The sequence below is a fragment of the Mycolicibacterium sp. HS_4_1 genome, from assembly GCF_054515875.1.
On sequence record NZ_CM137261.1, the window covers coordinates 5,819,472 to 5,834,929 of the forward strand.

Consider the following 15,458-nt stretch of genomic DNA (forward strand, 5'->3'; position numbering starts at 1 on the left):
CGGTGGCCTCGCCCGCCGGATGGGCGCTTTCGCGCTCGTCGAACTGCAGAAGCTACGTTATGACCGCACCGAGCTGGTCACCCGGACGATTCAGCCCGCCCTGTGGCTGTTGATCTTCGGCCAGACCTTCTCCCGGTTGCACGTCATCAACACCGGAAACGTCCCGTATCTGTCATTCCTGGCGCCCGGCATCATCGCCCAGTCGGCGCTGTTCATCTCGATCTTCTACGGCATCCAGATCGTCTGGGACCGCGACGCCGGCATCCTGGCCAAACTGATGGTCACCCCGTCACCCGCGTCGGCGCTCATCACCGGCAAGGCCTTCGCGGCGGGAGTCCGATCGATAGCCCAGGTGATCGGCGTCCTGGTGATCGCCCTGCTGATGGGCATCCATCTCAGTTTCAACCCACTGCGCATCCTGGCCGCGATGGTCGTGGTGATGCTGGGGTCGGCGTTCTTCTCCTGCCTGTCAATGACTTTGGCAGGACTGGTACGCAACCGCGACCGCTTGATGGGCATCGGCCAGGCCATCACCATGCCGCTGTTCTTCGCGTCCAACGCGCTGTATCCGGTGAACATCATGCCGGGCTGGCTGCATACGCTTTCCGCGGTGAATCCGCTGTCCTACGAAGTGAATGCCCTGCGCTCGCTGCTGCTGGGCACCCCGGGCAACACCCTGCTGGACATCGCTGTGCTGGCCGTGGCAGCAATGGTCGGCATCGCCGCGGCATCCGCCTTGCTGCGCCGGCTGGTGCGCTGAGCGACGCTGTTCGAGCACCTAATCGATTCTCATCTCACGCCTAGGCCGCGCAGGTTGACTCGTTGTCATGAAGCACAGCATCGTCGCGGTCGTCCTGGACGCCGGCACCGACGCCGGACTGGCCACCGCCCACAACCTGTTGGCCGACGGACACCGGGTGGTGGTGACCGCCCGGCAGCCAGCCTCGCTGGTACGCATCACCCACGGCTATCCGGCCGATCGCGTCTACGCACTGGCAGCCGACACTCGCGATCGACGGCAGCTCGATCGGGTGCTGGCGCTGACTCGCGCCCGATTCGGTCGCGTCGACATGATCGTCGACCCCAAGCTGTATCGCGCAGTCCTGCCTGCCGCGGCCTGAATAGCTGTTAGGTTCGAGCCAATCGGCAGCTCATGGCCACAGATTGGAACGAACGTTGCGCAACGCCCTCAAGATCGCTGCGACCATCTTCACCGTCGCGGCAGTCTCCGCCGCCGCCACCGAAACCCTGGCCAATAGCCCGGCCACCATTCCGTTCATCCCGACGGGCATCAGCCAGTCGGGAAGCAGTGTCGGCTTCGCCGATTCCGACGTCTACGGCATGAACGCCGACGACATCAACCACACCTTCGACCTGATGTCCGCGACGGGCGTGCGTACCGTCCGCATCATCATTCCGTGGGCCGGTATCGAGGGCACCCAGGGCAGCTTCAACTGGGGCCAGGTCGACACCGTCGTCGGTGCGGCCAATGCCCGCCACATGTCGGTGGTCGGTGCCATCGTCGCCACGCCGGCCTGGGCGGTGGCGCCCGGCGCCCTTCCGATCAGCAGCCCGCCGGCCTCCGCCGCGGTGTACGGCGACTTCGCCGGTGCGGTCGCCGCCCACTACCGGGGCCGCGTGGACGCCTACGAGATCTGGAACGAACCCAACGCCGTGATGTCCTGGACGTCCGGCCCGCAGGGCCCGGAGCCCGCCGTCTACGCGGAGATGCTCAAAGCGTCGTACCCGAAGATCAAGGCCGCCGACCGTGGCGCCGTCGTGATCGGCGGTGTGGTCGGCGCGGTGGTCTCGTTCGGCTCGCTGACCATGGACCCGGTCACCTTCGTCCAGCGGATGTACGCCGCCGGTGCCGCCGGCTCGCTGGACGCGGTGTCCTTCCACCCCTACCACTACAACCTCAAGTTCTCGGCCGGCGCCGGAGTACCCAACTCGCCGCTGAGCCAGACCGACGGCATCCACCAGGCCATGGCCGCCAACGGCGACGGTGGCAAGAAGGTCTGGGCCACCGAGTACGGCGAGCCCAACTCGGCCGTCGACGAGGCCACCCAGGCCGACTACATCCGCGACTTCCTGGCCAAGTGGCGCACCCTGCCGTACGCCGGCCCGGCGTACATCTACACCACGCGCGACCGCGTCACCGGCAGCGCCAACCCCGAGGAATCCATCGGTGTCTACCGCACCGACTGGACCCCGAAGCCGGCTCAGGCGGTCGTGAAGTCCATGGCCTGACGGCCATCGTCAGCGGTTAGTGCACCTAACCGCTGACGATGTTCGCGATCGCCCCCAGCGGCAGGTCAAGCCAGTGCGGCCGGTGCCGAGCCTCGTAGCCGGCTTCGTACACCGCCTTGTCGAGTTCATAGGCGGCGAGTAGTTCAGCATCAGGATCGGTACCGCCGCCCTCGGCGTAACCCGCGCAGAACGCCGTCCGATTGCGGTCGGCCCACTCGCGGGCGCGCGCGGCGAGTTGCTTGCGGCGCTGCTCGTTGCCGCCACCCTCGGTCAGCCGCTGGAACGCCGCGTACTGATAGGACCGCAGGATGCCCGCGACGTCGCGCAGCGGGGAATCCGGCGCCCGGCGCTGATCCAGAGCCTGCCCGGGTTCGCCTTCGAAGTCGATGAGCAGCCAGGTCTCGGGGGTTCTCAGCACCTGCCCCAGATGCAGATCGCCGTGAATCCGTTGCACCGTGATCGGCTGGCCCTCGAGCGCGCGGTAGCGGCCCTCGATGGCTGCGGCGAACTCGCGGACCTGCGGCACCGACGCGGCCACCGCTTCCAGCCGCTCGAGCATCGTCTCCACCGGGAACAGCGCCATGGCCGTGCCGAGCTCAGCGGCCAGTGTGGCGTGCACCGCCGCGACGGCCTGCCCCAGCCGCTCCGACTCGCCGGCGAAGTCGCCGCCGACCTCGTTGGCGTACAGGTCACCTTCGGCGTACAGGTCCCGGGTACTGGCGACGGCCATGTCCCAGCCCTCGGCGGCGTTGTCGGCGAAGCGGGCCAGCATGCCCAGCGCGGTCTCCGGGCCTCCTGCCAGCCACATCGTCCCCAGTAGCGGAGCCACATGCGGACTGCCGGCCCGGCTCAGCACCCGCGTCAGCTCGATGTCGGGATTCACCCCGGGCGTCACCCGGCGGAACACCTTGAGAATCGCGGCTTCGTCGAACACGACACTGGTGTTGCTCTGTTCGGCGCCCATCACGCGCGACGTCTCGCCCGCCGGCAGCTCGGCATCGGGCTCCGCGGCGAACGAGACCGGACCGATCGTTGCCGACTCGGCGATCAGGCCCAGCAGCAGGTTCGCGACCTCAGGGTCACTCAGCGCATCACCGACCTCACCGTCGTCGTGGCGCAGCAGCACCTGATACCGCTCGCCAGGGCCGTCGGCATAGCTGACGTCGAGCAGCACCAGGTCGACGTCGTCACGCAGGGGCACCGTCAGCGCCGGTTCGACGCCGGTCAGTTCGCGGTTGCGGCCGGCGTACCAGCGTTGCTGGGTCAGATATTCGACCAACTCTGAATCCATCACGGCTCCTCACCGACAGGCGCGCGCAACGAGAACCAGTAGAAACCATGCCCGGGCAGCGTCAACAGGTACGGCAGCTCCCCGATGCGGGGGAACTCAACCCGGCCGGTCAGTTCAACCGGGGTGTAGCCGTTCCAATGCTGCAGGTTCAGTTCGATCGGTTGGGGAAAACGGGACAAATTGTTGACGCAGAGAACGGTGTCCACTTCACCATCGCCGTCGAACTCGCGCACGTACGTCAGCGCCGACGGATTGGACCCGCCCAGCTCCCGGAACGAGCCCACAGCGAACGCGTCGTGCCGCCGCCGCACCGCGAGCATGGTGCGCGTCCAGTTCAGCAGGGAATTCGAAATATCACGCTGTGCTTCGACATTCACCGCCTGGTAGCCGTAGATCGGGTCCTGGCTCGGCGGCACGTACAGCCGGCCAGGGTTGGCGGTCGAGAACCCGGCGTTGCGGTCCGGTGACCACTGCATGGGGGTTCGCACGCCGTCGCGGTCGCCGAGCCAGATGATGTCGCCCATCCCGATCTCGTCGCCGTAGTACAGCACCGGGGATCCGGGGAGCGACAACAACAGTGCGGTGAACAGTTCGGTCTGGTTGCGGTCGTTCTCCAGCAACGGGGCCAGGCGCCGGCGGATGCCGACGTTGGCCTTCATCCGCGGATCCTTGGCGTACTCGGAGTACATGTAGTCGCGCTCGTCGTCGGTGACCATCTCCAAGGTCAGCTCGTCGTGGTTGCGCAGGAAAATGCCCCACTGCGCTAGGTCGGGTATCGCCGGCGTCTGCGCCAGGATCTCCGAGATGGGGAATCTCGACTCCCGACGGACCGCCATGAAAATCCTTGGCATGAGCGGGAAATGGAAGGCCATGTGGCATTCGTCGCCGCCGGTCTCGGGGTCGCCGAAATACTCGACGACGTCGGCGGGCCACTGATTGGCCTCGGCCAGCAGGACCCGGCCGGGGAACTCGTCGTCGATCACCTTGCGGCAGCGCTTGAGGAAGGCGTGGGTCTCGGGCAGGTTCTCGCAGTTGGTGCCCTCGCGCTCGAACAGGTACGGCACCGCGTCCAGCCGGAACCCGTCGATGCCCAGGCTCAGCCAGAAGCGGAGCACGTCGATCATCGCTTCCTGCACGGCTGGGTTGTCGTAGTTCAGGTCGGGCTGGTGCGAGAAGAACCGGTGCCAATAGAACTGTTTCCGGACTGCGTCAAACGTCCAGTTGGACTCCTCGGTGTCGACGAAGATGACGCGCGCGTCCTGGTACTTCTCGCTGGTGTCGCTCCACACGTAGTAATCGCCGTAGGGCCCGGTGGGGTCGCGGCGGGATTCCTGGAACCACGCGTGGGTGTCCGAGGTGTGGTTCATCACCAGGTCGGTGATGACGCGGATTCCGCGCCGGTGCGCGGCGTCCAGCAGGGCGACGAAGTCGTCGACGGTGCCGAACTCCGGCAGCACCTTGTAGAAGTCGCGGATGTCGTAGCCGCCGTCGCGCAAGGGCGAGTCGTAGAAAGGTGGCAACCAAATACAGTCGACACCAAGCCATTTCAAGTAGTCGAGTCGCTCGGTCAGACCACGGAGGTCACCTGAGCCGTCGGCGTCTGAGTCGTAGAAGGCGCGGACCAACACCTCATAGAAAACCGCGCGCTTGAACCAGGTGCGGTCCTCAGGGAGGACCCGCGCATGTCCGAAGTCCGCGGCGCTTGGATGTTCCACACCACCATTGGAGGCGTCCATCGATCACCAACGTACCCGCGCCGCAGTAGGGTGCAAACGTGGCGACGCGCGATCATGGTGACCCAGGTGATGCCCCGACGATCCCGCCGCCGCTGGCCGCAATCGTCAATCCGACGCGACCGTCGGCCGCCGAGGAAGCCCGCACCATCGCGGCCTCGACCAACACCGGAACCCTGGCCACGCTGACGGCCGACGGCGACCCGTGGGCGTCGATGGTCACATATGGACTGTTGGACGGCGCGCCGGTGCTGTGCGTCTCGAATCTGGCCGAACACGGCCGCAATCTGGCCGGTGACCAGCGGGCCAGCATCTCGATCATCGCCGCCAGCACCGACAAGGACCCGTTGGCCGGTGGCCGGGTGACCCTGGCCGGACGGGTGGCGCACCCCTCCGATGACCAGCGCGACGCAGCACGGACCGCCCACGTGGCCGCGGTCCCGGCCGCGAAGTATTACATCGACTACAGCGATTTCGCCCTGTGGGTGCTGCACGTCGACCGGGTCCGGTGGGTCGGTGGCTATGGCCGCATGGATTCGACGACGGGCGCGGATTACGCAGCGGCCCAGCCGGATCCGGTGACGCCGTCGGCCGCCGGGGCCATCGCGCACCTCAACGCCGACCACGCGGACTCGCTCGCGGCGATGGCCAGGGTGCTGGGCGGATACCCCGACACCGAGTCGGCCACGTGCACCGGCGCCGACCGCTACGGCCTGGATTTGCGGGTCAATACCGCCCGAGGCATGGCCTACACCCGCATCGGATACGCCGAGCCGCTGCAGTCCATCGACGAATTGCGTTCGGCGACGGCCGAATTGGCACGGCTGTCCCGGCAGGCATAGCATTCGCACCATGTCTGATCGCCCCGCAAGCTGGGAAGCCGCCTTCGACCTGATCCGCACCCGCGGCTACGAGCGCCGTGAGGAGCCGTTCCGGCTGGCCAGCGGACAGCTGAGCCACGACTACATCGACGGCAAGTTCGCGATCGACAACGGCGTCAGCCTCACGGTCGTCAGCAAGGCGGTGGCTGAACTGGCCGCGCTGCGCGGCATCGAGTTCGACGCCGTGGGCGGCCTGACCATGGGCGCCGACCCGCTGGCGCACGGCGTCGCGATGGTCACCGGCAAGGCCTGGTTCTCGGTCCGCAAGGAACAGAAGTCGCGTGGGCGTGAGCAGTGGATCGAGGGCACCCGCATCGAACCCGGGATGCGGGTGCTGCTGGTCGACGACGTGATCAGCACCGGCGGCTCCACGGAGATCGCCTACGAGCGCGTCACCTCCGTCGGTGCCGTGGTCACCGGCGTCATCCCGATGGTCGACCGGGGCGACATCGCCACCGAGCGTTTCGCCAAGCGCGGCGTGCCGTTTGCCGCGCTGGTCAGCTACCGCGACCTCGGCATCGAACCGGTCAAGGACGTCTAAAGCGCGGACACGCGCGCCGATACCGAGCAATTGGCGCGAGCCACCCCTACCATCTGGAAGGTGGCTGACAGCGACGACGCAGAGCGCGATCCATCACCGGGTGGAGTGCTGGAATCGTCCGTCGAGGCGGCCGGCGGCGACCCGGACACTGATCCGTTCCGCGCGGTCGACCCGGGCCCGCATGGCACCGGACCGTTTGCCGGCCCGACGACCGGCTCGTTCGTCATCCCCGAGCCGGAGCCGACCGGCGACACCTTCGACGCATTCAACACCGACACCTGGCGCTTCCGTCAGCCGCCGCCGCCCTGGTATCGGGGGAAAGACGCGCGGCTGCTGCTGATCGCGGTGGCGGTCGCGATGGTCGCCCTCGTGGTCTCGCTGGTGGTCCTGGCCACGCGCCGGGACTCCAGTTCTGATCAGCCGACGCCGGTAGAGCCATCGACAACGACGACCACCACGACAACGACGACGGGCGCGCCGCTCACCTCGTCGACCACCACTGCGGTGCCGCCGCCCCCGCCACCCCCGGCCGAGCCACCGCCCGCCGCGGCGCCGCCCGCCGGGCATGCCCCGGCCGAGTCGGCCACCCCGACGGCGCGCGGACCGGAAATCAACGTGACGCGGATGCCCATGAGCGTCGCCCCGAACCCGCACCACCGCTGATGTCTGATCCCGCCGCCCTCTTCTCCGCCGCGCCCGTCGCGGTGCTGGCCACGGTGTCCGGCGAGGGTCAGCCGCATGTGGTCCCCGTGGTCTTCGCGGTCAGCGGCGACCTGCTCTATACGGCCGTGGACGCCAAACGGAAGTCGACGCAACATCTGCGGCGGCTGGACAACATCGCGGCCAACCCTCGCGTGAGCCTGCTGGCCGAGCAATACGACGACGACTGGTCCCACCTCTGGTGGGCCCGGGCCGACGGCATCGCCACGGTGCATCCGAGCGGCGACGAGATGGCCATCGGCTACTCACTGCTGCGGGCCAAGTACCACCAGTACGACCGGGTGGCGCTGGACGGCCCGGTGATCCGGGTGGCGATCACCCGATGGAGTTCCTGGCACGCTTGAGCCGCATGACGATCAAGCGGCGAGGTACGAGCCGCGATGTGGGGGCACCTCCCGCTTGCGGGGGAGAATGCGGCAAGTGCATTGAGTCTTGTGCCGGACCTCGCGTCAGGAGCATGGTGGACGTGAGTCGTCGATAGGGGCACGCCATGGCGGATAAGTCGAATAGCTCATCTGGCGCCGCGCCCTGCGCGGACAGTCCGGCGTCGATCCGAAATGTGGTTCTGGTCGGGCCATCTGGGGCCGGTAAGACCACTCTGGCCGAGGCCCTGCTGCTCCATGCGGGCGTGCTGACGCGAGCGGGGACGGTGCTCGACGGCACCGCCGTCTGCGATCACGAGCCGGCAGAAGTCGAGCAGCAGCGGTCGGTCGGGTTGGCCTTGGCGTCCCTGCAGCACGGGTCGGTGAAGGTCAATCTCCTGGACACCCCGGGCTACGCCGATTTCGTCGGGGAGCTGCGGGCCGGGCTACGGGCTGCCGACTGTGCCTTGTTCGTGATGGCCGCCAACGACGTGGTGGACGCTGCCACCAAGGCGTTGTGGCGGGAATGCGCTGACGTCGGCATGCCGCGCGCCGTGGTGGTGACCAAGCTCGATCACGCGCGCGCCACGTTCGCAGGCGCGGTGGCGTCCGCACAGGAGTCCTTCGGGGACAAGGTGATTCCGCTGTATCTGCCGGACGGGGACGGGCTGGTCTCGCTGCTCGCGGACGATGCGACGCTGATCGAGGGCATCATCGAAGAGTCCGAGGACGAGACTCTGATGGAGCGCTACCTGGGCGGCGAGCAGATCGACAACGCGGTGCTGGTTGCCGACCTCGAGCGAGCGGTGGCCCGCGGTTCCTTCTTCCCGGTGATTCCGGTGTGCAGCACGACCGGGATCGGCGCCGCCGAACTTCTCGACGTCATCGTCCGCGGATTCCCCTCTCCCCCAGAGCATGTGCCACCGCAGGTGTTCACCCCGGCCGGCGTGCAAACGCCCGCGCCCGCCTGCGATCCCGACGCACCGCTGTTGGCAGAGGTGGTGAAGACGACGTCAGACCCGTACGTCGGCAAGGTCAGTCTGGTCCGGGTGTTCTCCGGCACCATCAGGCCCGACACGACGGTTCACGTGTCGGGCCATTTCAATTCATTCGCCGATTCGGCCGCAGGGTGCGCCGAACACGAGGATCACGACGAAGACGAGCGCGTCGGCGCCCTGTCTTTTCCGCTGGGTCGCAAGCAGCGTCCGGCCGCCGAGGTGATCGCCGGCGACATCTGCGCGATCGCGCGACTGACCTGCGCCGAGACCGGGGATACCCTGTCGGACAAGGCATCCCCGCTGGTCTGCCGAACCTGGACCATGCCGGCGCCGTTGCTCCCGATGGCGGTCCTGCCGCACGCCAAGACCGACGAGGACAAGCTGTCGGTGGGGCTGGCCCGGCTGTCCGCCGAGGATCCGACGCTGCGCATCGAGCAGAACCCACAGACCCATCAGATCGTGTTGTGGTGCATGGGCGAAGCCCACTGCGCGGTGGTGCTCGACGCGCTGTCGCGGCGGTTCGGCGTCGCAGTCGACACCACAGAGCTGCGGGTACCGCTGCGAGAGACGTTCGGCGGCAACGCAAAAGGGCACGGACGGCACGTCAAACAATCCGGCGGACACGGGCAGTTCGCGGTGTGTGACATCACCGTCGAGCCGCTGCCCGAAGGAGCCGGATTCGAGTTCGTCGACAAGGTGGTGGGCGGCGCGGTGCCGCGCCAGTTCATCCCGAGCGTGGAGAAAGGTGTTCGCGCGCAGATGGACCGGGGCATCGGTGGGTACCCGATGGTCGACATCCGCGTGACGCTGCTGGACGGCAAGGCGCACAGCGTGGATTCGTCGGACTACGCCTTCCAGCTCGCGGGCGGCCTGGCGCTGCGCGAGGCGGCCGCCGCCGCTTCGGTGAACCTGCTCGAACCCATCGACAGCGTGCACATCGTGGTGCCCGACGAAATGGTGGGCGCGGTGATGAGTGACCTGTCCGGGCGGCGAGGTCGCGTGCTGGGCACCGATACGGCGGGCGATTCCTGCACCGGCATCGACGCCGAGATTCCGGAGATCGAACTGACCCGGTACCCGATCGAACTGCGGTCGTTGTCGCACGGAGCCGGGTCGTTCACCCGGTCCTTTGCCCGGTACGAGCCGATGCCGGAGGCGGTGGCGGCGCGGGTGCGCTGACCCGCCGAAGTGATCCACGACTTTGGCAAACCTGATCGTGACTGACATCACCCGATGTCATAGTGTCGTCAGATTCGTGCGCGCGCGGGCGGGCACCAGGGATGTCAAAGGGGACACCGGTGGGGACACAGTCGCGGCTCAGTCTGCGTAAACCCGGTCGCTACCGCCTGGCGGTGATCGCCGCGGCCATGGGTATCGCGGCCGCGACCAGTCAAAACGTCGCGTGGGCCGACACCGGGACCACCGGTTCGCCGGGCACGTCGTCGTCGCAGTCGAGTGCCGCGCACGCAAGTGCGCCGAAAAAGGACGCGCCGCCCAAACCCACACCGAAGCCGGCTAACAAGGACAAGACGGCCGGCAAGGACTCCACCAAAGACGCCAACGACTCTGACAAGTCCAGCGCCAAGCAGGACACCGACACCTCGGCCACCGACGTCAAGCCGGATGCCAAGCCCGACCCGAAGCCCGACCCCAAGCCCGCCACGAAGCCGGGCGTCGAGCCGGATGCCAAGCCCGCGACCACACCGGCGAAACCCGTTGTCACGCAAAAGGGATCGGACCTGGTCAAACCGGCCGGCGATGCCACGAAGTCGCCGAAGCTCAAGCCGGCCACCGCGAGCGCCCCCGCCAAGGACACCACAGCCGCCACGCCGTCGGCCGCGACGAACGCCGCCCCCGCGCCCGCCACCAAGCCCGCGCCGACCACCCGGCCGGCCGCCCTCGCCGCCGCCACCACCAACACCGTCGGCACTCTGACGACGCCGACACCACCGCAGCCGCTGAACCCGATCGCCCAGATCATCCAGCTGCCCGGTCGCATCATCAACACGGTGCTGCAGGCGCTGGACCTGACGGTCTCGCAGAGCGGCCCGAAGAGCCCGTTCAACTGGTCACCCATTTCCGAGGCGCTGTTCGCGGGATTCCGGCGCATCGAGGACATGCTCGGGCTGAGCAAGGCCCCCACCTCGGCGCCCGTGGTACCGGAGCTCACCTACACCGGTCCCGCCAGCGGAGACACCCCGACGGTGTCCCAGTTCCTGAACGCCGCAGCCGATGCCTATGTCCTCGGCGGCCAGCCCGGTGACCTGAAGCCGTTCACCGTCAACGGTTTTCAGATGCAGACGTTCAACCCATTGTCCGGCGCCGTCGGCAAGGCCTGGGTGACGCCCGAGGGAAAGATCATCGTCGCCTACCAAGGCACGACGGGCGGCACCAATCTGCTGTTCCATCCGCTGATCGCGCTGACGCAGATCTTCACGGACATGCAGATCATCTTCACCCACACGACGCCACAGGCGTTCTGGGACTCGCTGGCGTTCGAGCGGACGGTCCAGGCCGCGGCCATCGCGCAGGGCTACACCGCCGACGACATCTTCGTCACCGGCCACTCATTGGGGGGTTGGGAGGCGCAGTTCGTCGCACAGAAGACGGGTCTCGGCGGTATCGGCTTCGAAGGTCCCGGCCTGAATACGTCGGTGCCCGGCAACAACAGCGCGGCACAGAATTTCGTCAATGTGGAGACCTACGGCGACACCGCGGCGTACTTCTCCACCGATCTCCCGGGGCTGCAACCGTTCATGCCGGCTTACGACCCCACCGGCGGCAGCAAGCCGCACTACGGCAACATCGTGATGATCGGCGACCCGAATGCCGTGAACCCGCTGCTCAACGCTTCCGCGCTGTGGGGCCCGAACCCGATCAACGACATCGTCTTCGCCGTCGACATCCTCGGTAACTTCTTCGAGCACCACTTGCCCGGCATGCAGGCCTACAACCTCGGCGTGGCACCGGATCCCGGTGTGGTGCCGTGGCTTGGCTCCTACACCGGGTCGATCAACGACTGGGGCGGCCTGGACATCTTCGAACTGCAGCAGGCCGCATCCGATGCCGGTGTCCTGATCGCCCCGTAGTCAGCGATTTGTGCACGGTTTGGTGCGGTGACCGCACCAAACCGTGCACAAATCCCGGGTCAGAGCAGACCGAGCAGCTGCAGATCGGTGATGTACTTGACGATCACCGGCGCGGTCACGTGCGGAATGTCCTTGTCCGGACCCAGCTTTGCCTCCTGCACCGCCTCGCGGAACACCACGACCGGGGCGATGGACCCGTTGTGCGGGTGCTCCGGCTTCTGGTAGTTGTGCAGCAGCGGCAGCAGTGACGCCTGACGCTGCCGGTCCGGCAAGCCGCGCAGCGTGGTCTCGAAGCGGGCCAGCCATTCCGCGTAATCATCAACGCGGGCAATGGAATAGCCGCCTTCGATGAGCCAGTCGACGAACTCGTCCATGCTCAGGCCGTCGGAGTGCGGGTTCATCACGTGGTAGGTGACGAACTCGCCGGCCGGCCGCACGCCCAGAGTATCGATGGCCTCGGCGATGAACTCGACGGGCAGCCCGTCGTAGTGCGCGGCCTGCCGCTTGCCCTCGGCGTCCAGCTCGTAGAAGGACTTCGGTGCGATGCCGGTGGCCACCAGCGAGAACATCATGCGGGTGAACATGTCGGGCACGTTCAGCTGCCCCGCGTACGACGTATCGGCCAGGATCATGTCGCAGCGGAACACCGAGACCGGCAGGCCGCAAAGATCATTGGCCTCACGCAGCAGCACCTCGCCGGCCCACTTGCTGTTGCCGTAACCGTTCGCGTAGCCGTCGTGCACCGCACGCACCGGGCTCATCACCCGGACGTCGGCCTCTTCGGTGAACGTGCCCGGCTTCAGCTGATCGCCGACACCGATGGTGGAGACATAGATGTACGGCTTCTGCCGGGTGGTCAGGGCGATGCGGATCAACTCGGCAGTGCCCAGCGCATTGGGACCGAACAGTTCGCTGTACGGCAGCACGTGGTTCACCAGCGCGGCCGGGTCCACGATGACGTCGACCTCGTCCGCCAACCGCTGCCAAACCGCCTGCGGCAGACCGAGATTCTCATCGCCCTTGTCGCCGGCGATGACCTCGAGGTGGTCGGCGGCGAGCGCCTGGTAGTGCGCCAGCAGCTTCGGATCACCGGAATCGAAGGTTGCGTCCAGCCGCGCGCGGGCCTCGTCGTCGGACTTGGCGCGCACCAGGGCGATCACCTTGCCGTCGACCAGGTCCATGCGCTCCAGCCACTCCAGCGCCAGATAGCGGCCCAGGAATCCGGTTGCGCCCGTGAGCAATACGGTCCGAACCTCAGACGCCGGACCCGGCAGCGACGGCGCGGCGGCCAACGTCGCGGCGTCGATGAACTTGTCCAGTGTCAGGTCCGCGGCGCGCGCCTCGACGGCGTTCTTGCCGTGCACCGAGGTGAAGCTCGGCCGCTTGGCCCCACCGCTGCGTTCGTTCTCGATGTACGCCGCCAGGGCCGCCAGGTCGTTGGCCGGGCTGACGATGATGCCGACCTGCACCTCGACGCCGAAGATTTCCTCCAACAGGTTGCCGAAGGTCAACGCCGACAACGAGTCTCCACCGAGGTCGGTGAAGTGCGCGTCGGCCGAGACCTCGCCGGACGCACCGAGCAGGGCGCCGGCCGCACGGATGACGGTCGGCAGGGCCGGGCCGTCGGCGCCGTGCCGGCGCAGCGCGCGCAGCTCGTCGGCCTGGCCTGCGGCCAGGCTGGCGTACAGGCCTTCCAGAGCCGGACCGTAATGGGCCTTCAGCTTGGGCCACGCCAGCTTGCGGATACCCGTCAGCAGTCCGTTCTCCAGCGAGAACGGCTCGGTCTCGATGATGAAGTCGCGGGGGATCTCGTAGGACTGCAGCTCAGACGCCTTCGCCACGTCCTGCAGCGAATCGCTGATCTGCTGCTTCAATTCCGCGGAATCCCAACGGGCCAAGGCGTCTTCGGTCGGAACCACGACGGCCAGCAGGTACGGCTGGGCGCTGTTGCCGTAGACGTAGATTTGCCGCACCAGCGGGCTGTTGTTGCTGAATGCAGCCTCCAGCTTGGCCAGTGTGACGAATTCACCCTGCGCCAGCTTCAGCACGTTGTTGCGGCGGTCGACGTACTGGATCTGGTCCGGACCGATCTCGGCGACCACGTCGCCGGTGCGGTAGAAACCGTCCTCGTCGAAGACGCTCGCGGTGACCTCGGGCCGCTTGTAGTAGCCCGGGAACAGGTACTCGGTCTTCACCAGCAGCTCACCGCGCGGGTACGGCTGATCAGTCAGGAAGTAACCCAGGTCGGGCACATCGACCAGCTTGTAGTCGAGCGTCGGCGGACGCTGGATGACACCATCGAAGAAGACCATGCCGGCCTCGGTAGAGCCGTAGCCCTCCAGCAAGTGGATGCCGAGGAACTTCTCGACCCAAGCCTTCAGCTCATCGGTGATGGGCGCCGACCCGGTCATCGCCTTGATGTAGCGGCCACCGATCAGGTGCTGCCGCATGTCGGCCATCACCTGCTGCTCAATGTCGTCGCGCTCGGCCTCGCCGGCGCCGACCGGAACCAGCTTGTCGACGCGGCTCTGGAACTCCAGGTACAGCATCTCCCAGACGCGGGGCACCAGGTTCAGTTCGGTGGGGCGCGCCAGTGCGAAATCCTCGAGCAGAGTGGACAGGTCACTCTTGGCGGCGAAGTAGACGATGCCGCCGTTGGCCAGGGTGGAGTACAGGATGCCGCGGCCCATGACGTGGCTCATCGGCATGAAGGCCAGGTTGATCGAGGCCTCGCTCGGTCCGAACCATGCCGAGCTGGCACGCCGCCAGAAGCTCGTCATGTTGCTCTCCGGGTACATCGCGCCCTTGGGCGCGCCGGTCGAGCCGGAGGTGTAGATCAGCAGGGCCAGCGGGTCGGCCTCGTCGGAAACCGGCACGGGCGCCGAGGGCAGCTCACGGCCGCGGGCGAGCACGTCGCCGAACGTCTCGACCGTGACGTTCAAGCCGGCCGCGGAGAATGCCGCCTGGGCCCGTTGGATGGCCTCGCGCTCGTCGTCCACCTCGGCGTGGTGGTCGAACACCACGAACCGGGCCGGGGCCGGGCCACCGACGGCGAGTTCGACGGCGTCGGCGACATAGCCCGCGCTCACGGCGATCAGCACCGGTTCGGTCTCGGCGACGATCGGCAGCAGCGACGACGCCGCCGAGCTGGTCTGCAGCGGCACCGACACGGCGCCGATCTGTCCGAGGGCGGTGTCGATGACGGTGTAGTCGGTGCTGGTGAAGCCGAGGATCGCGACGCGGTCGCCGGTCTTCACGCCGTCTGCGTGCAGCGCGGCGGCGACGGCGCGGATGCGCTCCCACAGCTCGCCGTAGGTGATGGTGTCGTACTTCGGCAGCAGCCGGCTGACGGTGCGGCCGTTCTCGGCGACGAACTCGACGGCGCGCTGCCCCAGCGCGGTCCGGTCGGCGTAACCCTCGAGAACGGTCTTGACGATCTCGGGAAGTCGCATACCGGGCTTCTCGACCGACCGAGCCACCGACTCGATCCGGACGGCCGCGGCGAACTGCGGATCATTGGCGGATAGTTCGGCGATCCGGCGGGCGAGCCCGTCGGAGGCACTGTCGGCATGGTCAATCGACATGAAGAAACC

General features: G+C 67.4%; 12 protein-coding genes. 9 read left to right on the top strand and 3 right to left on the bottom strand.

Annotated features, from left to right (window positions below; genetic code table 11):
- Positions 1-19 precede the first annotated feature (19 nt).
- The 3 genes from ACX12F_RS28025 (at position 20) to ACX12F_RS28035 (ending at position 2,250) form a co-directional block, all read left to right on the top strand.
- The gene (locus tag ACX12F_RS28025) at positions 20-760 is read left to right on the top strand and encodes an ABC transporter permease (protein ID WP_459370541.1); all 741 of its coding nucleotides are present in this window, start codon (positions 20-22) and stop codon (positions 758-760) included.
- Between the two features lie 67 nt (positions 761-827).
- On the top strand, positions 828-1,121 hold the full coding sequence (locus tag ACX12F_RS28030) for an SDR family NAD(P)-dependent oxidoreductase (RefSeq protein WP_459367484.1): 294 nt from the start codon (positions 828-830) through the stop codon (positions 1,119-1,121).
- 43 nt (positions 1,122-1,164) lie between these two features.
- Positions 1,165-2,250 carry a cellulase family glycosylhydrolase gene (locus tag ACX12F_RS28035; RefSeq protein WP_459367485.1) on the top strand — a complete coding sequence of 362 codons (1,086 nt, stop codon included), beginning with the start codon at positions 1,165-1,167 and terminating at the stop codon, positions 2,248-2,250.
- A gap of 25 nt (positions 2,251-2,275) precedes the next feature.
- On the opposite strand, the gene ACX12F_RS28040 is transcribed toward ACX12F_RS28035, so the two are convergent.
- Together ACX12F_RS28040 and treS are read right to left on the bottom strand one after the other, a co-directional pair.
- On the bottom strand, positions 2,276-3,541 hold the full coding sequence (locus tag ACX12F_RS28040; RefSeq protein WP_459367486.1) for a maltokinase N-terminal cap-like domain-containing protein: 1,266 nt from the start codon (positions 3,539-3,541) through the stop codon (positions 2,276-2,278).
- Positions 3,541-5,277, bottom strand: coding sequence for a maltose alpha-D-glucosyltransferase (gene treS, locus ACX12F_RS28045; protein WP_459367487.1), 1,737 nt, complete (start codon positions 5,275-5,277; stop codon positions 3,541-3,543). The genes ACX12F_RS28040 and treS overlap by 1 nt, the downstream gene beginning before the upstream one ends.
- Positions 5,278-5,315: 38 nt before the next feature.
- Here treS and ACX12F_RS28050 point away from each other — a divergent pair, with 38 nt between their 5' ends.
- From ACX12F_RS28050 to ACX12F_RS28075, 6 genes are all read left to right on the top strand, one after another.
- A complete protein-coding gene (locus tag ACX12F_RS28050; protein WP_459367488.1) occupies positions 5,316-6,116 on the top strand; it encodes a HugZ family pyridoxamine 5'-phosphate oxidase in 801 nt (266 codons plus the stop codon).
- Positions 6,117-6,126: 10 nt separating this feature from the next.
- Positions 6,127-6,696, top strand: coding sequence for an orotate phosphoribosyltransferase (locus tag ACX12F_RS28055; RefSeq protein ID WP_138233152.1), 570 nt, complete (start codon positions 6,127-6,129; stop codon positions 6,694-6,696).
- Positions 6,697-6,756: 60 nt separating this feature from the next.
- The gene (locus tag ACX12F_RS28060; RefSeq protein ID WP_459367489.1) at positions 6,757-7,359 is read left to right on the top strand and encodes a hypothetical protein; all 603 of its coding nucleotides are present in this window, start codon (positions 6,757-6,759) and stop codon (positions 7,357-7,359) included.
- Complete coding sequence (locus ACX12F_RS28065; protein WP_459367490.1) at positions 7,359-7,760, top strand: TIGR03668 family PPOX class F420-dependent oxidoreductase; 402 nt, start codon at positions 7,359-7,361, stop codon at positions 7,758-7,760. The genes ACX12F_RS28060 and ACX12F_RS28065 overlap by 1 nt, the downstream gene beginning before the upstream one ends.
- 146 nt (positions 7,761-7,906) lie before the next feature.
- Positions 7,907-9,955 carry an elongation factor G gene (locus tag ACX12F_RS28070; RefSeq protein ID WP_459367491.1) on the top strand — a complete coding sequence of 683 codons (2,049 nt, stop codon included), beginning with the start codon at positions 7,907-7,909 and terminating at the stop codon, positions 9,953-9,955.
- Positions 9,956-10,074: 119 nt separating this feature from the next.
- A complete protein-coding gene (locus ACX12F_RS28075) occupies positions 10,075-11,865 on the top strand; it encodes a hypothetical protein (protein WP_459367492.1) in 1,791 nt (596 codons plus the stop codon).
- Positions 11,866-11,924: 59 nt separating this feature from the next.
- Here the strand turns inward: ACX12F_RS28075 and car are convergent, their stop codons facing one another.
- Entirely contained in the window at positions 11,925-15,449 is a 3,525-nt protein-coding gene (car, locus tag ACX12F_RS28080; protein WP_459367493.1) for a carboxylic acid reductase, read from the bottom strand.
- Positions 15,450-15,458 lie beyond the last annotated feature (9 nt).